General features: G+C 66.9%; 16 protein-coding genes and 3 pseudogenes. 9 read left to right on the forward strand and 10 right to left on the reverse strand.

The genetic code is table 11. The features are described from left to right. Nucleotides 1-188 precede the first annotated feature (188 nt). From M878_RS69220 to M878_RS69250, 7 genes are all read left to right on the forward strand, one after another. On the forward strand, nt 189-1,034 hold the full coding sequence (locus M878_RS69220) for a DNA-binding protein (RefSeq protein ID WP_023548204.1): 846 nt from the start codon (nt 189-191) through the stop codon (nt 1,032-1,034). A 6-nt stretch (nt 1,035-1,040) separates the two neighbouring features. Then, nucleotides 1,041-1,730 carry a zinc finger domain-containing protein gene (locus tag M878_RS69225; protein ID WP_031225312.1) on the forward strand — a complete coding sequence of 230 codons (690 nt, stop codon included), beginning with the start codon at nt 1,041-1,043 and terminating at the stop codon, nt 1,728-1,730. A 238-nt stretch (nt 1,731-1,968) separates the two neighbouring features. After that, nucleotides 1,969-2,856 (forward strand): DUF2637 domain-containing protein, encoded by an 888-nt coding sequence (locus M878_RS92935; protein ID WP_023548208.1) that lies wholly within the window; start codon nt 1,969-1,971, stop codon nt 2,854-2,856. A 297-nt stretch (nt 2,857-3,153) separates the two neighbouring features. Beyond that, nucleotides 3,154-4,440 (forward strand): hypothetical protein, encoded by a 1,287-nt coding sequence (locus M878_RS69235; RefSeq protein ID WP_023548210.1) that lies wholly within the window; start codon nt 3,154-3,156, stop codon nt 4,438-4,440. Nucleotides 4,441-4,486: 46 nt separating this feature from the next. Then, nucleotides 4,487-5,161 (forward strand): MobC family plasmid mobilization relaxosome protein, encoded by a 675-nt coding sequence (locus M878_RS69240; protein WP_031225314.1) that lies wholly within the window; start codon nt 4,487-4,489, stop codon nt 5,159-5,161. Then, entirely contained in the window at nt 5,158-6,864 is a 1,707-nt protein-coding gene (locus tag M878_RS69245; protein ID WP_023548214.1) for a relaxase/mobilization nuclease domain-containing protein, read from the forward strand. The genes M878_RS69240 and M878_RS69245 overlap by 4 nt, the downstream gene beginning before the upstream one ends. A gap of 703 nt (nt 6,865-7,567) precedes the next feature. Beyond that, nucleotides 7,568-7,960, forward strand: coding sequence for a hypothetical protein (locus tag M878_RS69250; protein WP_023548216.1), 393 nt, complete (start codon nt 7,568-7,570; stop codon nt 7,958-7,960). 62 nt (nt 7,961-8,022) lie between these two features. On the opposite strand, the pseudogene M878_RS96505 reads toward M878_RS69250, so the two are convergent. From M878_RS96505 to M878_RS97590, 7 genes and pseudogenes are all read right to left on the reverse strand, one after another. Then, a pseudogene (locus tag M878_RS96505) lies at nt 8,023-8,815 on the reverse strand (IS5 family transposase). A 60-nt stretch (nt 8,816-8,875) separates the two neighbouring features. Further along, the gene (locus M878_RS69260) at nt 8,876-9,322 is read right to left on the reverse strand and encodes a response regulator (RefSeq protein WP_158692712.1); all 447 of its coding nucleotides are present in this window, start codon (nt 9,320-9,322) and stop codon (nt 8,876-8,878) included. Nucleotides 9,323-9,631: 309 nt separating this feature from the next. Further along, a complete protein-coding gene (locus M878_RS69265) occupies nt 9,632-11,083 on the reverse strand; it encodes a phytoene desaturase family protein (protein WP_342452724.1) in 1,452 nt (483 codons plus the stop codon). A gap of 10 nt (nt 11,084-11,093) precedes the next feature. Next, a complete protein-coding gene (locus tag M878_RS69270; protein WP_209445543.1) occupies nt 11,094-11,594 on the reverse strand; it encodes an ATP-binding cassette domain-containing protein in 501 nt (166 codons plus the stop codon). Between the two features lie 146 nt (nt 11,595-11,740). Beyond that, entirely contained in the window at nt 11,741-12,340 is a 600-nt protein-coding gene (locus M878_RS97585) for a hypothetical protein (protein ID WP_158692713.1), read from the reverse strand. After that, a complete protein-coding gene (locus M878_RS94510) occupies nt 12,337-13,329 on the reverse strand; it encodes an alpha/beta fold hydrolase (RefSeq protein WP_078630323.1) in 993 nt (330 codons plus the stop codon). Before M878_RS94510 ends, M878_RS97585 begins: the two co-directional genes overlap by 4 nt. Beyond that, complete coding sequence (locus M878_RS97590; RefSeq protein ID WP_158692714.1) at nt 13,326-14,132, reverse strand: hypothetical protein; 807 nt, start codon at nt 14,130-14,132, stop codon at nt 13,326-13,328. Before M878_RS97590 ends, M878_RS94510 begins: the two co-directional genes overlap by 4 nt. Nucleotides 14,133-15,464: 1,332 nt before the next feature. Here M878_RS97590 and M878_RS92940 point away from each other — a divergent pair. Both M878_RS92940 and M878_RS94515 read left to right on the forward strand, forming a co-directional pair. Continuing rightward, on the forward strand, nt 15,465-16,700 hold the full coding sequence (locus M878_RS92940) for a replication-relaxation family protein (protein ID WP_023548226.1): 1,236 nt from the start codon (nt 15,465-15,467) through the stop codon (nt 16,698-16,700). Continuing rightward, a pseudogene (locus tag M878_RS94515) lies at nt 16,609-16,797 on the forward strand (transposase); the annotation flags it as partial. The gene M878_RS92940 and the pseudogene M878_RS94515, both read left to right, overlap by 92 nt. On the opposite strand, the gene M878_RS97595 reads toward M878_RS94515, so the two are convergent. From M878_RS97595 to M878_RS000000101870, 3 genes and pseudogenes are all read right to left on the reverse strand, one after another. Beyond that, entirely contained in the window at nt 16,736-16,996 is a 261-nt protein-coding gene (locus tag M878_RS97595) for a hypothetical protein (RefSeq protein WP_023548228.1), read from the reverse strand. The pseudogene M878_RS94515 and the gene M878_RS97595 overlap by 62 nt on opposite strands. Before the next feature lie 235 nt (nt 16,997-17,231). Further along, nucleotides 17,232-17,678 (reverse strand): hypothetical protein, encoded by a 447-nt coding sequence (locus M878_RS000000101865; RefSeq protein WP_031225317.1) that lies wholly within the window; start codon nt 17,676-17,678, stop codon nt 17,232-17,234. A 103-nt stretch (nt 17,679-17,781) separates the two neighbouring features. Continuing rightward, nucleotides 17,782-18,467 (reverse strand): annotated as a pseudogene (locus M878_RS000000101870) (SPDY domain-containing protein). Nucleotides 18,468-18,737: the final 270 nt, after the last annotated feature.

The following is an 18,737-nucleotide window of genomic DNA, read 5'->3' on the forward strand; positions in this document are numbered from 1 at the left end:
TATGCGCCCCGGACACCGACTCCGGGGCATGGGCCCCGACCTGCCAACGCTGGGCCCAAGAGACCCATCTGCGCACGGCCCCGTCCCTCCCCGAGCCCTCCGGGCAGGGCACCCCGTGTACCCCTTCCCCGCGCACCGCCCGACGAGGGCTCAACGCACCTCCCCTCTGACCTAGGAGCCCCCGCCCCATGAGCCACGACGCCCGCGAATGGGTGTGGAACCACAGCCGCAGCAAAGGCACCGCCCGCATGGTGCTCGCCCTGATCGCCGACCGGTGCCCAGACCGGCGGTGCGTCGCGTACGCGTCCGTGGCCACCCTCGTGAAGCGCGCGAACGCCTCCCGCACAGCCGTGCGCGACGCGCTGGCCAAGCTGATCTCCAGCGGAGAGCTGGTACAGATCGCCGGCCGCAGGGGGCCACGGGGAGAGACGTACTACCACCTCCCGGCCGCTGCTCGGTTCCTCACCGAACAGGCCACCGAGGGGAGCCAGGAACCGACCCTCCCGGGGGGCCGGAATCCAGCCCAAGGGGGGCCGGAATCCGACCCTGTCGACACCTTCGACGGGGGACCGGAATCCGACCCCCCAGCACAGAATCTGACCCCTGGGGGGTACGGATTCAGACCCTCAGGGGGCACGGATTCCGACCCCCAGAACAGAAGTGAACCGAAGGTGAACGGTAGTAACAGCAGCAGCTCTACCCCGCTCATCCCTGCCACCGACTGGAGGATCGACGATGACGCCCGAGCCTGGCTGCAGCACCACGGCCACCTCGACCGACTCGGCGAGCACGCCCTGCGCGCCGCCGACGAGAAGTGGCGCACCTACCGGGCCACGTGGGCTCCCCGTACTGCCGCCGCCTGGGGTGCCGACTGGCGCGCGTGGATCGCCCGCGAGCGCACCCCCACCGCCGGACGCCCGAACCTCTACGCCCTACCCGGCGGCACCCCCGCCCCGCCCCCTGGCATGACCCGCGCCGACGCGCACATGGCCGCCCTGCTCGCCGCCCTCGACGAACCGACCGGAACGGAGTAACCACCCCTGGAGCGCAACGAAGCCGCCGCCGTCCTCGCCTACATCGGCCGCCTCGACCCCCGCACCATCCGCACCGACACGGGCGAAGCCCGTGACCAGATCGCCCAGTGGCACGAGCTGCTCGGCGACGTGCCCTTCGCCACCGACCACGGCTGGGACGTCCGTGAGGTGATACGGGCCCACGTCCTCGACTGCCCGTATCCGATCCTGCCCGTGGACGTCGCCCGCAAGTGGCGCATCTACCGTCGCGATCGGCTGCAGAGGCACACCGACCCCACACCGTCCGCGAACCCGGACAACCCTGACGCCTGGCGAGCCGAACTGCTCGCCACCCGGCACGCAGTCGCTGCCGGTGCGGCCGCACCCTCGACGCACCGGCAGCTCACCAACGGCGGTCCGCACCCCGACATCGAGGCCCGCTTGCGGACCATCGGATCGTGCATCCCGCCAGCCGCACGCGCCGAGCTCGCCCGCTACCGGCCGGCCCGAGCCGCACGCGAGGCCGCAGTCGCCGCAGGACATACCGACGCCCTCAGCGTCCCGTGTCAGTGGTGCTACGCGGGTGAGGGTGAACCCTGCCGCAGCCGACGCGTAGGCCCCGACGGACGTGCCCGAGGCAAAGCACCCCGCGCTACCCCGCACCCGACCCGCGTGGACCTCGCCGCTGCGAAGCCTGCCCGGCGTGCGGCCGCCTGATCCGCATCTCCCTGCCGCTCTTCTTCCTTCACACCCGCTCCGCCCTTCGGCACCGTGCGCGCCTTGGCCAGCCCGGTGATGGCGGACCCGGCTCTGGGTGTCTCCCGGGCCACCGCCCCTCCAATACCCCCTCCCATCCACCTGGAGAACTCCCATACTCACCACCCCACGCCTGCCCACCCACCTTTTCGCACGGCCGTACCGGAGTCGTGCACGTCGCCCCGAGGGGGAGCCGCTGATGCCCAAGTACGCTCCCGAGAGGTTTGTGCTCATCACGGCGGTTGCCGTCGTGGCCGCCCTCACCGCCGGCGGTTTCTGGCTGTCGTACGCGCATCTCGCCGAGGTCGCAGGAGCACATGGGCTGGGTGGCTCGCCCGCTCGCCGCTGGGTCTGGCCCGCGACCCTGTACGCATGCGTTGTCGCAGGCGAGTTGCTGATGCTCCGGGCGGGCCTGCGCCGGGTCACCGACGGCTGGGCCATCGCGCTGACCGCCATCGGGTCGGTCGGATCCATCGCGCTCAGCGTGGTCGGGGTCAGCGGTGCGGGCCACGCCAGCAGCGTGCCCCTGCTCGACCAGATCGTCGCCGCGGTGCCCCCGACCGCCGCGCTGCTGGCCTTCGGCGTCTTCATGCGTCAGATCCACCAGCTCGGTGACCGGACCGCCGACCGCCGAGAACCCATCTTGGATCGGCCGTCGGAGCCACCGGCCGCTTCTTGCACCTGTCCCGGCGATCTGCCGGCCGCCGCTTCGCAGACAGCACGGGCGTCGGATTCCGGTGCCCGTCCGCGTGCCGTCAACCAGGCCCCTACGGCACGCGAACGCGAACCGGAGGACAGCCACACCCATAGCGGGGACCCGCACCGCTCATCCGAGCCTGCGCCAGAACCTAAGCAGGTGTCGACTCCTCGACGCGCCGAGCAACCTCCAAACGCTTCGATCGACGAACTGCTGGCCATCGCCCGCCTCGTGGTAGCGCGGATAGGCGATGTCGAGGACACCGAGATCGCACGGGAGATCCGGGAGGTTCGCGGCCTGAAGGTCGCTGACGATCAATTGCAGAAGGTCATCGAGCTGGTGGAGGACGAGCAAGACGCGCTGTGGGACGCCGTCGACGAGATCGGCTGAGGCTGGCCGCCGGAGGTACGAAAACCACCTCGGCACTTCCGTCGGACCCACGTCTCCCCTACTGCGCCCGTGCGCGTGCCCTGGCGCATCTACACGGCGCCGAATAGCGCTGGCAGCGTACGCCCGCCACCGAGAGGCCCCTTTTAGAAGGGGGTCGCGTGAACGCTCCTTACTCCTGCACCACACGCCCCATCGCACCCCCTGGAGAGACCTGACTTGCCCTCCCCTGCCCCGATAGCCTCGGTTGCCGAACACAGCAGTGCTTCGCTTCTGCCGGGGTGGGCGGCCTCCCCCGCGATGACCGTGACGCTCCTTGTCCTGCTTGTGCTGTTCGCCCTGTTCGCCGGGTGGACGGTTCGTCAGCAGCGCCGCCGGCCGTCCGGCGCCAACCGCCGGCGCGGGGCCATCGCAGTGCCCGTCGCGGCCATGGCCGCGATCGGCTGCACCGCCTACAGCGCGGACACCAGCTGGCGGTTCGCCGCCGACTACCTCGACATGGGCGGCACCGCCGAGCGTGTCGCGATGTTCGGTGCCGCCGAGCTCGCGCTGTTCGCCACCGCGCTGATGGCGCGCCAGAACCTCAACGGCCCGAAGCAGGCACCGGGAACGCCCGGAACCCTCACCTGGGTCATCACCTCGGTCCAGGTTCTGCCCGCCTACGCCGAGTCCGGGCTGGTCGGCGGCACCGTACGCGCCTTCGTCGGCCCGGTCCTGGCCGCGATCCTCTGGCACCTGGCCATGGGCATCGAACTGCGCCACCGCACCCCTGATGCCGCCTCGCGCAGCCTGGCCGCCGTCCTCGTCCGCCAGGCACGCGAACGCCTGCTCGCCCGCCTCGGCATCGCCGACCAGGACGCCGACGCCGCCCGCCTCATCCGCGAGCGCGCACTGGCCGAAGCCGTCGCCCTGATCCTGCGCGCCGAGTCGGTGGCCGACAAGAAGCGCGGCAAGCGGCGGCGACGGCGCCTGACGGAGCGACTGCACCAGGCTCTGGAGCGGGCCGATGTCGATGGCGATCCGCTCCAGGACGAGCTGCTGCTGCGCAAGCTCGCCACGCGCAGGCAGGCCCTCGGCCTCGCCTCCCTCACACTGCCGCCGCGCTGGCAGGCCCCGGCCTCGTACACCGCCCACGAATCCGGGCACAGTCGCCCGGGCTCCGCCCGCCGGGAGTCAGTGCCGCGGGCAGAGGACGCTGCCCGCCCGCACCCATCAGATCCGGGCGACGGCGAGGTGCCTCCGGCTGCCCGCCCGCGGCCTGCCCGTCCGGAGCCAGGACTGCTCGCGCGGGCAGAGACCGAAGACAGCCCGACGCTCACGGGCAACGCCTCGGGCAGCGTTCCGGGCAGGCGCGAGCGGAAACCGGCTGCCCGGAAGAAACGCGACGACGGCAAACCCCGCGCCTCCGACGAGGCCATCCTCGCGTACACCCGCCGCATGTACGAGGAAACCGGCAGTGTCGGACGCGACCGGGTGGAGGACGCCCTGCGCGCCGATGACTACACCGTCTCCAGCGACGACGTCGGATGCGTCGTCCGCGCATTCAAGGCCCAGCTCAGGGCCGAGGCCAGCGATTCACACCGCTGATCCCCGCAGCACCAGCACTCCCGACCACCCCGGCACGAAAGGCCCCATGCACACCCCACACCATCAAGACCCCACCACCCACGAAAACTCTCTGCTGACCACCCCTGCCCCAGGCGGAGCAAGCAATGGCGTCGGACCGTCCATGGGTCGGTCCGACGCGAACTCCTCCGCCCTGGGGGTGGCGGAGGAGGGACTCCGGCACGAGGGCGTGCCGGAGCTGGAGGGGGTGGGTGGCGCTGTTGACGCCGGGCAGCTGTCGTCTGCCGTTGTGCGTGCCGGCGATGAAGCCGCGCTCTACCGTGTCGCCCGCCGCCGCGCAGCCAGCGGCGACGGCCAGCGCAAGGAGCGTGTCGATGCCCGCTACAGCGGCGAGGAGAAAGCGAAGATCCTGGCCAGGGCGAAGTCGTTGCACATCACCGGCGCGCACCTGGTCGGCGCGGTCGTCATGGCCTTCGTCAACGGCGAGGAACACCTGCCTGACCAGCGCACGGCCTACGACGACGTGATCGACGAGTTCGCCGCCCTGCGCACCCAGATCGCCCGGATCGGCAACAACGTCAACCAGATCGCCCGCCGCCTCAACTCCGACGGCGATCCGCACCCTGTGGACGCCGCGATACTCAACCGGTCTGAGCGCCTGCTCGCCACCGTCCGGGACTCGGTCAAGGCCGTGGACGAGGCCGCGTTCCGGGCCGCCGAGCAGAGGGCGGGCCGGGCGTGATCGCGAACATCGTCAAGCCGGGCAGCAACACACGCGGTGTGCTGATCTACCTGTTCGATAAGGGCCGTGCCAACGAGCACACCGACCAGCACATCGTCGCCTCCTGGGACGGCTTCGCCCCGGACCCTGGCCCGAAGGGCAGCCCTGGCCACGAGCAGCGGATGGACCAGCTCGTCCAGGCACTCGACCTGCGGGTGAAGCAGGCCGGTGACCAGGCTCCGGAGGGACACGTGTGGCACTGCTCGCTGCGCGCCGCGCCCGGGGACCGCGCCCTGACCGACGACGAGTGGGCCACCATCGCCCGCCGCATCCTGGCCGCCACCGGCATCGCCCCCGTCGGCGATCCGGACGGCTGCCGCTGGATCGCCGTGCGCCACGCGGACGACCACATCCACATCGTCGCCACGAAAATGCGCGGGGACCTGCGCCCTCCGCGCAACTGGAACGACTACCACCGCGCCATGACCGAACTCACCAGGATCGAGAACGACTTCGGCCTCCATCAGGTCGACCGTGATCGTGACGCCTGGCCCGCAGCCAAGCGCCCCACCCGGGCGGAGACGGAGAAGGCCGCCCGCAACGGACACCCCCGTGCCGTACGCGAACAGCTGCGCCTGACGGTGCGCACCGCGCTCTCCCACGCCCACAGCGTGGAGGAGTTCCTGGGCCTGCTCGCCGATGCGGGCCTGCAGGTCGAAACCCGCACCCTGCCCTCCGGCGACCTGAACGGCTACAAGGTCGCCCTGCCCGGCGACACCACCGACGGCAAACCCATCTGGTACTCCGGCACCGCTCTCGCCACCGACCTGTCCCTGCCCAAGATCCAAGAACGCCTGGCCGCCACCGAACCCACCGAACCGACTGCCCCGCAGCCGGCAGGCCGGCCCCGGCCGAACCCGTGGCACCAGGCCACCGCCGCCATCGAGCGCATCCCCCACCACCTCACCCAGGACGACCCCGCGCCGGCCTCAGCGCACCTGGTGGCGTTCGGGGAGATCCTCTACGCCCTGCCCGCCCTCGCCCCCGCCCACATCCGCGCCGAGCTGCGCAAGGCGGCCTTCGCGTTCGAGTACGCAGTCAACACCCGTGCCCACGTGGACCACCAGCACGCCCGCGCGCTGCGCGGCGCGTGCAAGACCCTGAGCACCCACCCCGCCGACGACGGCCTCATCGCGATGCTCGTGGACGCCGCGATCCTCACCGTCATCGCCGTGCGCCGCCACAGCGCTCTGCGCCACCACGACCAGCAGGTCGCCGCAGCCCAGCAGACCCTGCTCCACCTCCAGGCCGCCTACGGACAGGCCGCGCCGGCCCCTCTGGCACGACTCGCCGCGCGCAAGCCTCCCGCCGACACCGCACGCCGCTACGCCGAGCACCTGCGCAAGGCTGTGCCCGCCCACGCCGAACAGATCCTCGACGAGCCCGCCTGGGACGCACTGACGGCCGCACTCGCCAACGCCCAACGCAAGGGCCACAATCCCGCCGACCTGCTCCAACAAGCAGCCGGGCAACGCCCGCTGGACGATGCCCACTCACCGGCACAAGTCCTCACCTGGCGCATCCAGCGCCTTGGTGAACGCCACGCACCCAGCCCCCACGCCCGTGCCGCGCAAGCCCACAGTGCCGTACAGCGCCCCGGTCCTACGGTCCATCCGGCAGCGACCGTCCCTGCTCCAAAGGCGTCGCCCGCACGGCGACGGTGAGCAGTCCCGCGTAGGCGCTGGGGGTGAGCAGTTCGACCGGCAGCCCTCGCACGGCGCTTCAAACGGACCTCGCAGCGGCTCCTGACGCCCCACACCACTCGCCCCAGCACGAAGGCCCTTCGCCCTCCTAGCCCATGCATCCCCGGACCAAGGCACACCCCATGCCCCGAGCACCACCCGCCGACACCGTGCCGAACCACTCGCCAGCACCAGCCGATCGCGCGACACTGCCACCTCCATCAGCGACGTCCTCGTCTGGCGCCTGCGCCGCAGCGCCCACCTGCCCACCTGCCCGCCGCCCCACAAAACCCCCACGGCACACCCACCCCAGACAAGCACCGCGCCCCGGCGCGCACCGCACAACCCGCGAACCGGGCAGCGAACGCCACCGCCCGTCGGCACTGACTGGACGAGCGCAGGCGGAAGGTAGCCGACGATCCCCGGTTACCGAAACCGGGGATTCTCCGGAGCATTTGGTGTCCAGACACCCCACGCCACGCTCCCCGGTCCGTCGCACCACCGCAGTCGGACCCGCGTCACGCCCACCGCCGGCCCGCGTCCGACAGACACCCCGACGCGAGGGCTCTCGCCCTCGCAGCCAACACCGTCCCGACCAAGGCACCCGCACGTCATGCCACGAGCACCACCAGCCAGCGCACTCCCCCTGCACCGCTCACCAGCACAAACCCATCAGGAATCACCCGTGCCCCACTCCTCCGTTCGCCCCGAAGTCATCCTCCTCATCACCAAGGTGGACTTCAGCCGTCGCGACGACCTGACGCGCCCGTACCACCGTGACGGACGTCCGTTCACCCATGCCGAGCATGCCCTGCTGATCACCTGCACCCCGGAAGAGGTTGCCGCCGCGAAGACGCAGTCACGGCTGGAAGCCGAATGGCAGCGTGAACTCGGCGCGATGCAGGACGCCTTCTTCGACCTGCTCATGAAGTACTTCGCCAAGCTCCCCAAGGGATCCATGGTCAGCGATGCCGTCGCCATCATGACCGACGAGGACTACGCGGAGTTCGAACGCCTGGCCGAGATCGTCACGGCGGAAGACACCCTCGAATACCGCGCCCTACACGAAGACAACTGACTGGTCCACACCAACGGCGGCCCACAAAGTGGGCCGCCGTTGCGACAGGAATTAAGACGGTCCTATGTGGTGAGGCGGAGCAGTCGCTTGAAGCACCACAGGGCTGCGGCGAGGCCGAGCAAGGCGAGGTAGTTGCGGGAGGGGCGCTCGTAACGGGGGCTGAGGCGGCGGTAGCCGGACAGCCACGAGACCGTCCGCTCGATCACCCACCTGCGGCGACCCAACCGTTCGCTGTACTCGACGCCTTTGCGGGCGATGCACACGCCGATGCGCTTGCCTCGTAACCATTTCCGCAGATGCGGGATGGCATATGCCTTGTCTGCACGCAGGCGCTGAGGCTTGAAGTGGCGGCCGCGGTGGGGCCGTGTCTCGTTTGGTGACCCTCGGCCATGGGCCTCAGCGCTTCGCCTTCATGGGTGTTGGCGGCCGAGACGCCGACGAGAAGGGGCAGTCCGTTCGCGTCCGACAGGACGTGCACCTTGGAACCCGGCTTATCCCGGTCCACGGGGCTCGGACCTGTGACTTCGCCCCCCTTTTAGCCCGCACGTGAGCGGAGTCGAGGACCACGCGCGAGACGTCGATGAGGCCGGCGTCATCGAGTCGGTGCAGCACCGCCTCATGAAGCCGACCCCACACCCCGGCCCGCGACCAGATCAGGAACCGGCGGTGCGCGGCCGACTTCGATATTCCGAAATACGGCGGCAGAGCCCGCCAGGCACAACCGCTGACCAGCACGTAGATGATCGCCGTGAACAGCTTCTCATCAGGCGTGTCCTGCGTTCCGCCACCCTGTGGCCGCATCACCGAGTGCGGGATCAACAGCTCGGCGATCTCCCACAGCCCGTCCGGAACAATCCAACCTCACGTACCCCGCCCCATGCGAGGCCCAACAAGCCCCCACCACATAGGGCCGTCTTACGAGGTGGCCCTATTGTCGCGGGTGACGGCATCGGCAACAGATTCCTGATCGACATAGCGGTGCCCCGCGTGAACTGCGCGGATGGCCCGGATGAGCCTCTGCCCTGGTGCCTCCTTCAGGAGCATGGCTTGAGCTCCGGCCGCCAGGGCGTCCGACAGCGAAGCACCCTCACTGGAGCCGAGAATCACTACCGCACAACTAGGGACTTGAGCACGCAGTTCCGTGGCTAAGGCCAACTCGTCGCACCCCGGCAGCGGAGAGGTGAGCACGGTGACGTCCGGAGCGTGCAGTTGCGCTAGCCCCAAGACCTCGGCTCCGGAGGCGACCTCAGCCACGATGTCTAAGTCATCCTCCAAGGCGAGTAGCTGGGATCGCATCTTACGAAAGGTGTGATCCGCGTCGGCCAGCAGCACCCGAATCGGAGGAGTTTTGCCCAAACTCACGTTGAGCCCCCTTCAAACGTATCTTTAGGCCGCCAGTCTAACGAGGCTCGTGCATTGGCGGTGAGGTAGCGAGCAGTCGGAGCCGGAGCCAAACACCAGTTGGTGTGCGTCGGCAGCGGCTCTTACTGGCTCCAACAAGAGTTGCTGATCACGTGGCTGATGGCTTTTCTGGTCGGTGGTCTCGGTATAGGGAAGAGACCAGCCGCAGCATGCTCCGACCCTGTCAAACTGTCCTAACAGGAGCCTCCCCCACATCGATGCCCGGGCTACACCCGCCCTGACCTGCGAGATCAGTTTGGAGGAGACTCATCAGTTGGTCTCCCCATCTCTCTTCTTGGGGGATAGATCCGGCGAAGTGCGCAGGGCATGGTGGCGGCGGAGTGCAGAGAGGGCGGCGAAATACCCGCACATGCCGTGGACGCCGGGGCCGGGGGGAGTGGAAGCCGAGCAAAGGTACACGCGCGGCAGTGGTGTGGTGTACGGGTCCCAGCGGGGCGTCGGTCGGGCCAGCGACTGACGGAGCGTCAAGGCGCCAGCGGCGATGTCTCCGCCGACGTAGTTCGGGTTGTACTCCTCGTACTGGGCGGCAGAGAGGCCGCGGGCGGCGATGACGGTATCGGTGAAGCCGGGGGCATAGTCCTCGATGCGCCGCCGGATCAGGTCGACGGGGTCGCGCGTGTCCCCGTGAGGCACGTGGGCATAGGCCCATACCGGTCTCTTGTGCCCGCAGGCGCGAGACGGGTCGGTGACTGCCGGGTCGACGACGAGCACGAAGGGGGCGTCGGCTCGGCGGCTCGCTGCAGTGGCGGTCTCCTGACGGAGGATGTCAGCGCGTGTCCCACCCAGGTGCACGGTGCCGGCCTTGCCGACGAGGGGGTTGGCCCAGGGAATCGGAGCGTTGACGAGAAAGTCAGCCTTGGCTGCACCAGGGCCGTACGCGTAGGACCTCAAGGCGTTGCGGTAGCGGGCGGGCAGTGTGTGCCGGGGCCCGGCCATATCGAGGAAGGCTTTAGGAGCAATGTCCAGCATGACGATAGGGAAGGCGCTGAGCTCGGTGAGGTCCTTGATGGGGTGGCCGGTGTGTATGGCACCGCCGTGTGCGGTGATGTCCGCGGCCATGGCGTCGGCTATGCGGGTACTGCCTCCCTGAGGCAGGGGCCAGCCGCTGCTGTGCGCAAGATGCCCGAGCAGTAGGGCGACCGCTGTTGAGGTCAGCGATGGCAGTTTGCCCACGGCGTGGGCGGCAACTCCGGTCAGCAAGGCCCGCGCCCGTTCGGTGGTGAAGGGAGTACGGGAGGTGGAGTGGGCTAGAACGCGTTGTGCCAGCAGCAGTGGTGTCGCCAGGCTGCGCGGCAGGGAGCGCTGAGGGGAGAGGAAGAGGCCAACGACCTCAGTGGAGCGGTTGGTCAGGGGCGCCATGAGCTTCATCCAACGTGGTCCGTCCGGGCCGAGGTGGCTGGCGGTGTGGTAGATGCTGCGCCAGGCAACGGCCGCTGTGCCGTTGGACAGAGGGTGGGCGTAGGGCATGTCGGGCTGCAGCAGTGGGACCCCACGGGCGGGCAGTTCGAACTGCCGAAAGAACGCGGAGGCGGCGGCCATCGGGTGGACGGCAGAGCAGATGTCGTGCGTCACGTCGCGGTCAAACAGCGGCGTGCTGCGGAGACCGCCTCCAATGGTGTCAGCCTTCTCGAAAAGCGTGACACTAAGTCCGGCGCGGGCGAGGGTGATGGCGGCAGCTAGGCCGTTGGGACCGGTGCCCACGATTGCAGCATCAGTCATGGACCGCTCCCGCAGAGGTGAGCTGCTGGCTGGCCAAGTGCCGGTAGGTGGCGTTGTGCTCCATCAGCTCCGTGTGGGTGCCTGTTGCTCGCAGGCAGCCGTCTTCGATGACCAGGATTCGGTCGGCTCCGATGGTGGTGGAGATACGGTGCGCGATGACCAGGATCTGGCAGCGGGTGCCGATATCGGTGGTGGCCTTGCACAGCGCCGCTTCGGAGTTGGAGTCCAGATTCGCGGTGGCTTCGTCGAGTAGGAGGACATCGGGCTGGGGCAGCAACGCGCGGGCGATGGCCAGGAGCTGTCGCTGTCCATCGGACAGGCCGATACCGTCCTCGCCGAGTTCGGTATCCAGCCCCTGTGGAAGGCCTGCAATGACCTCGGCGAGGTGAGCGGCTTCCACAACGTCGAGGATCTCGCTCTGTGGAGCATGGGGCCAGGCGTAGGTGAGGTTCTCGCGAACCGTTCTGCGCATCAGGGGTGCGTCCTGTTCCACCAGGCCATACGGGCGCGTAGGTCACTGAGGGGCATGGTCGTGGTGTCCATTTACCTGGACGCGGATTCCTTGGGAATGACGCGGTCGTATCAGGGCGCGAACTGGAGGCCGTAGCCAATGTCAGGGACAGTGCTGGTCATGGCGGGTCATGAATCCGAACTGGCCTGTGCGACTTCCGCGGACACCTTGATGAACGGTGAGGCGAGCAGATATTCAGGGGTTTGCGAGGTGTCATAGCCGCTATACTTGACGATCAGGATCTGAAATCCAGAGAGTTGCGACCATACAGGGTCGTTCTCTTTGATGCTGCGGACTACGAATCCGCGAAGTAGGCCAAACTCAACCCTTTCCGTCGGATCGATCTCATTTCCGCTGGCGGCAAGCAGGTTGTGACAGATGTCGAAGACTGCTTTCTCTGCGCGCCTGTTTGGGAACCAAATAGCATGGCTCCAGGAGCGCGGAGTGATGGACGACGCCTGCTTCCATTCCGACTGCTCTCCCGACGTTGTCAGGGTACGGTAGAGAATGTGAAAGTCATGGCGAGCTGGAGTGGGAGCAAAGAACCGCCAGTTGGGGATCAAGCTCCCGATAAATCCCAGAGACCGAAGGCGGTCAAAGACGCGATTAGGGTGTTGGCTTAGGAAGGTGGCAACCAGCCACCCGGCAAGAGCTATCTCGACACCGCGTGTAACCAGCGCGGATCTATCCGACGAGACATGAGAAACCTTAGATATGCTAGGTGTCATGACGCTTTCCTTGCTTTATCCTGGTCTGCTTCGAGACTCTCACCGAACTGTCTGATCAGGTTGAATACTTCCTTACGCAAGAGCAGCTCATCATGCCCTGCTCTCTCAACAACGTGCATTTCGGAACGGGGTGCTGCGGCAACCAGTTCACTGTATAGTTCGGCCACGGAATTGTCCGTCGAACGGGTGCGATCAGCTGCCACAAGACAGGTAGGCACGCCGATCTTCGGGAGATCCCCATTATATCTGAGGAATTCTTCCCGAGTAGCCCTCCATTCTCTCTTCGCCGCCTCCCAAAGTTTCCAGTCCCGATACTGATCCTGAAATAGACCTTGTAGATCCGCGGGAAATTGCTTCAGTCGCAATGGTATTTCAAGCAACCCTCCAAATCCCAAGCGAAGCGAGGAGGGCATGAGGGTAAGACTGAAGGAAACATGCTCGGCTCCCTTGGCCTGAGCGGGAGAACGCAGCAGCTCGCCAGGGTGGCTCGGATCCAGCAAGCAAAGACCTCGAACGAGGTCGCGCATTTCCTCTGCCGCGCGCAGTGCCAGATACCCGCCAAGCGAGTGGCCGACGATCACCACTGGACGATTACCGCAGGCGTCGCGGATGAGATCCTCCAAGTCCAGCACAGCGGATCGCAGAGTGAACGGCTCCTTATCGCGGAACTCGCTGCGTCCATAGCCGGCCCGGCTGTAGACGAGAGTCGGATAACTCAAACCGAGATTCAACTCAGCCCAATACCAGTACTCCGCCGTCGCAGCCATCCCGGTTTCAAAGACCAGGACTGGAGTATCAGAGGAAACCCCAGCCGACTCCGTAAATCGGTAGGCAAGAATGTTTCCTCTACTCGTCTCGAACAGTGATTCGTTACCGCGGCCGCGCATGACTCTGCGGTGGCGCAGGGCCTGGGCGGCAACTCCAGTCATGGCAAGTCCGGCCAGCAATCCTGCAAACGCACGGGGGAGGGCATCGTGACGACTGGTCATGAAGCCCTCCCTGATACCAGGGCGGCCGGTAGCCCGGAGCTGCGCTGTACTGCGTAGAGGACTGCGGGATAGGTGGACGTGAAAGCCCACACGAAACGACCGAGCCCCATCACTCGAGCGTTGACCAGGTGAAACGTCCCGAGCGCGACGAGCATCAGAGGGGCCGGCCTTCCCTTGGCGAGAAATACGGCGGGGAAGGCGCACTCCAGGGCCAGCACGGTATGGGCCGTCAGTTTAGTTAGAGTGGGGTGACGTTGTGCCATTTGATAGGCCCTTTGCTCGCCAAAGGACTCGGTCCGCAGGATGCCGGGCACGGCATCACCTGACCGCCATATATCGCTCGGCAGCTTGGCGTATCCGGCGGCGGCGTACGACATGGTCGACTGAAGAGCCACGTACCACAGGCACGCATCAATCAACCGGGGCTTGCCGCTCGTCCTCGCTATGGCGGCTGCGGCCTGTACATGGAAACTCAGTTGATCCGTGCCATCATTTCCGTAAAGTAGCGTCAGGTTGTTTGTCATCGACGTCAACGCCAGCGCACTGTTCGCCGCAGCCCGAAGACGTCGAGGCGTGCCCGGAACCAACAGCGATGCGGCGGCCAGCACACGTGTGGCTTGAACTATCTGAACACTACGCGGATCTGCGAGAATATCGATTGAACGGCGAAATAATGGATGTCTGGAAGCATAGAGCTCGCGCACCTTATCCCAGTGATTTAGACCGCCAGGTTGCCGGTCCCGCGCCGATGCAAGACTCTCTAAAGCATGAATGAGATGAGTAACAGCACTCGTCTGCTCCATGACGGTAAGGGCACGGCTGCGTCCGATGGAGGGCGGGGCAATCATTTTACCCATAAGGGAACTAATTCTAAGCTTCACATTTCACCATGCTTTTGCGATGGGATGCCACTAGATGGGCCGTGCCCGTGAGACACGGGCACGGCCTATTTCTCTCGGAGAAATCAACTGCGACTTTCTTGTCGACTAGGTGAGTAGATCACCAAATCGAGTGAAGCGCCGTAGCGGCTGCGACGGCGCCCACTGCTACTGCTGGGGTACACAGCACAGGGACCGTGGTCTCGTCCAGAATCTCCGATTGTGCTGACACGATTTGAAGCTCATCGAGCCGCTCATCGTTATTCACGATCGAGGTGAGGGAATCCATCCACCTACCCCCTTCCGAGTATGCTCCGATCGAACCCTTTTCGCTCAGTCCTCCGTGCAGCAGAGGAATTCCGCTACAAGCCGGCCGGACGGGTTCTTCTTAGTGGGTGAGTGCCGCCACAGCGCAGTGCACAGCCGCATGCGTCGGAACCCCAGCAACCGCCAAGGCGGTGTTTACTACGTCGCTGAGGTGGACGAACATAGCCGGTTCCAGGGGTCCATGGACACTCTCGGTGATGTTCATGGACAGAGAGCCGATTTCTTCGGAGGTGTTCACCATCTCCAGCACGGGAGACATTCTTGACCTCTTTTCCGTCGCGTCTGCACGGAAAGATTCCATGGGAAATCGACAGCGGCTCTGCGAGTCGCCAATTAAGTCGATTGCCTTCTGGTCAGGAAGGGGTTATCGACTCGGCCCGTATGGAATCCCCCGTTGATCGAAAAGACCCTAACGCGGATGTTGTGAGTGCGTCTGTGGCGTAGATCACGGCTGCTTTGGATTGGCGTGACATAGGGGCACCCGACGCCGCCGTGGCTCAGTTCTTGCAGGTGACATGCACTCCCCGGAGCCTGGCGGTCGCGCAACTCGTTACAGGATGGCCGAAACTTTGAGGGGGGGGCTGAAATATTGTTCTTGATGATCGACGATCACCAGGTGTATATAGACTGTCAACCTCGAATCTTCATTGGGTTCGACGGCAGAACGACTCGGCGGTTCGCCGTTGCGCACTTGGGTTTTCACTCGGGGACCCACTTTGGTGCCCGGCATCGAGCAGGACGGAAAGCCGCGGTACACACTGCGGATTCGGTCGCGCGCCGCGTCGCCATATATCTCTTCTCCCTCCTGGACCTTCTGGCGATGCCCATGGAGGAGGAAATCACCGGGTCCGAGGGGCGGATGCCCTCTGCGGACGGGCGTGGCCGGTGTCCGGCCGGTGACCGCGCGCGAGCAACGAGGAAGTGGAGTTGATGGCGGGAAAGCGGGAGACGAACCCGGCGGGGTCGACGAACAACCTGCGCGGTGATGTGCTGCGCGTGCTCGGGGTACTGAAGCTCGCGACCGTCGACCAGATCCAGCGGATCGCAGCCCCGCACCTGACCTACCGGCACACTGAAAAGAAGACGCCCGCCAAGCAGAAGCAGGCCCGTACCGCCTCACACCTCGGGGCGCTCTCCGATCTGCGCAAGCACGGCCTAGTGGAGAACGGCGGCCGGACCTCGGGCGGGGAGACCTTGCGCAACCTCACGCCTATGGGGCTGAAGGCTGCCTCCTACGAGCTGGGGCGGCCGGTCGGGGAGATGGGCGGCGCAGCCCGTGGTGCGGGCCGCAGCGGCGCCTCTCACCCGATGGCGGTCAACGACGCCCTGTTCGCACTGCTGCGCCCGAAGCCGGACCTGGCCCTGCTCGATGGCGAGCCGGCCGAAGCCTTCGCCGCCGCGCAGGCCGCCGTCGACGCCCCGGCCGGGCTGGGCACCATCGCCTCCTACGCGACCGAGGTGGCACTGCCCGCGACGGGAACGTGGTCCAACCCCGGCAAGGGCAGCGCCCAGGCGGACATCGTGCTCACCGCGCCCGAGGACGGGGTGCCGTTGCTGTTCGTGGAGATCGACAACTGCTTCGAGTCCGCGCAGGAACTCGCGGCGAAGATCGACAAGTACATGCGGTTCTGCCAGCGGAAGGTGAAGGACGCCGACGGCACCGAGCGGCCGATGTGGCACACCCGCTGGTGGGTGCCCGACGGCCGTCACGGCGGGCAGCCGCACCCGCCGCTGCTGCTCGTCTTCAACCGCGTCGGCCCGCGCAACCCAAACACCGTCATCGCGCAGCTGGCCGAGTTGATCCAGCGGCACTGGCAGCGTAGCGCCCACGACGACTTCCACATATATGACGGCAAGCTGCCCATCGTGGTCACCGGTATGAAGACGCTCCAGGAGCAAGGCCCGGCCGGAGCAATCTTCCGGCGCTTCGGCCGACCGGAGAACCAGACGCTCTTGGAGGCGATCGGCGACCCCGCCGCGAAGCCCCCGACGCCCGCCAACAGGCCGAGTAAGACGGTGCCCTATGTGGTGGGGGCTTGTTGGGCCTCGCATGGGGCGGGGTACGTGAGGTTGGATTGTTCCGGACGGGCTGTGGGAGATCGCCGAGCTGTTGATCCCGCACTCGGTGATGCGGCCACAGGGTGGCGGAACGCAGGACACGCCTGATGAGAAGCTGTTCACGGCGATCATCTACGTGCTGGTCAGCGGTTGTGCCTGGCGGGCTCTGCCGCCGTATTTCGGAATATCGAAGTCGGCCGCGCACACGACTTCGCCTCGTGCGGGAAGTCGAGGCTGCAGCCGACCGCGACCTCGCTGCCACGTTTCTCCAGCGCCGGACAGCCGATCACGGTCATATCGTCGTGCTGCGCCGGGGGCTGCGGCGTGCGGGTGTAGCCCTCGCCCAGGTCGCTCTCGTCCAACAGCCGCTTGGCCAGGGCGGCCGAGGACAACGGCGCGGGCACCGGGGCACTCACCGTCCGGGCGCACCGAGACGGGCACCCCGGAGGTCGGGTCGGTGGAATCAGTGCTGTCGGTTGAGCATCCCGTCAAGGCAAGGACGGCGAAGGCGCTGAGGCTGAGAACGGTTGTAGTGTGAAGGCGCATGCGAACCCCTTTGGTGGTCTGCGAAGCGGACGGGTTGACCAGGCCGGCCCTCCGGGCACCGGCAGTACGAAGGGGCGGAGGGGTTTCGGGGGTTCAGTGGCCGAGGTGGCGCAGGCCCTCTTCGAGGGTGGGATGGAACCGGTCGACGGGACCGGAGTGGCGGTTGTACCAGGCCGCGTCCAAGCGCGGTTCCTTCGTCTCGTGGCCGGCCCGGCAGCGCAGCCACACCGAGTCGTCGCGCAGGCAAAAGACGATCCAGTCCCGGTATGCGCCGCACTCGGGGCACGTACGGACCTCGCCGTCGACGACGAGGGGATGCTGCCAGCGCATCATCAGGCCAGCGACCTCTTGCCGGGACGGCACCCGAAAGTCCGGCGGCAGGAAGTCGGACGCCACCGCTTCCTCCGGAGCCGCAGCCGGTGCGCTCAGCTGGGAGGCGTCGGGCCAGGGCTGCGTGTCCTGCAGCTGCAGTAGTAGTGCGTAGCCCGCACGCTGGGCCTCACGGAAGGCGCGGTCCTCGCGAGCACGTCGAAAGAACAAGATTTTCTTCCTCTCTGTCGTCTGGCGGGCACGGGGAATGTGCCTCCGCCCGGGGAGATCGGCGATGAGCCGCACAACGGCGGCTCTATCGAGGCAGGGGTCGTCAGCTGCGGCGAACGACGGTGAGCCGGCCTCGGCGCTTTTGGGCACGGTGCGGCGAGGAACCGGGACCGGGGAGGCGAGCGAGGAGGCGAACGCGGCGACCAGGTCGTGGGGGACGCTGGCGCTGAAGCTGGCGCACCACAGATACGGAGCGCCGAGGGCGGGTTCCGCCCACGCCTGCCAGCCCACCAGGTCAGAGCACGGGTCGGCGTCCTCGATGAGCGGCGGCAGCACCTCCAGCGAGACGCTGCAGGCGAAGCCGGGATCCATGGCAGTCGTACGGGGGCGGTCCAGGTCACGGACCCAGCCGCGGGCACAGAGCGCGTTGAGGACGGTCTCGGGCCCCTCGAAACCAACGTCGGGCGCCTTACGGGCGTCGATCGCCACGAGGAGATCGGCGATCGCCTCGTACGGGACACCGGCGGTGAAGTACGCGTTCCACTCCATCATCACGGAGGCGGCATGCGAGCGGGCACTCAGCTGCCAGGAAACGGGCAGTCCGCCCAACTCCAACGGATAAGCGGCGAGGACCCATTCGGCGCCGCGCAGCCCGTCCGGGCTGACGTACAGCAGGGTGTGACGGGAGGTAAGCCACATGCGCCAGCCGAGGCTGGCCAGGGTGTCGCCGATCCGCTCGGCAAGCACACCATCGTCGCCGGCTAGGTGGCGCGGGGTGACCCAGTACACCTGGTCCGGCGAGGCAGGACGGGAGGAGTCGCTGGGGTGGTGCGGGTGCAGGGGCGCCTCCGTGGGCTTGGCGGGGTTTCCAGCAGGGCGTTGTACGTTGACATGGCTTGCCGCCGCGCACCAGTTCTTTCGGGCTCTTTCCCGTCTGCCCCCGGCGAACTTGTCCTTTGACAGCGAACCCAGTCGCGTTGTCATCCAATCGAGGCGTTTGACAGCGAACCCAGTCGTTTCGGCTTCTTTGACAGTGAATCTAGTCGTGACGGGTATGCA

The sequence above is a fragment of the Streptomyces roseochromogenus subsp. oscitans DS 12.976 genome, from assembly GCF_000497445.1.
GTDB classification, from domain to species: Bacteria; Actinomycetota; Actinomycetes; order Streptomycetales; family Streptomycetaceae; genus Streptomyces; species Streptomyces oscitans.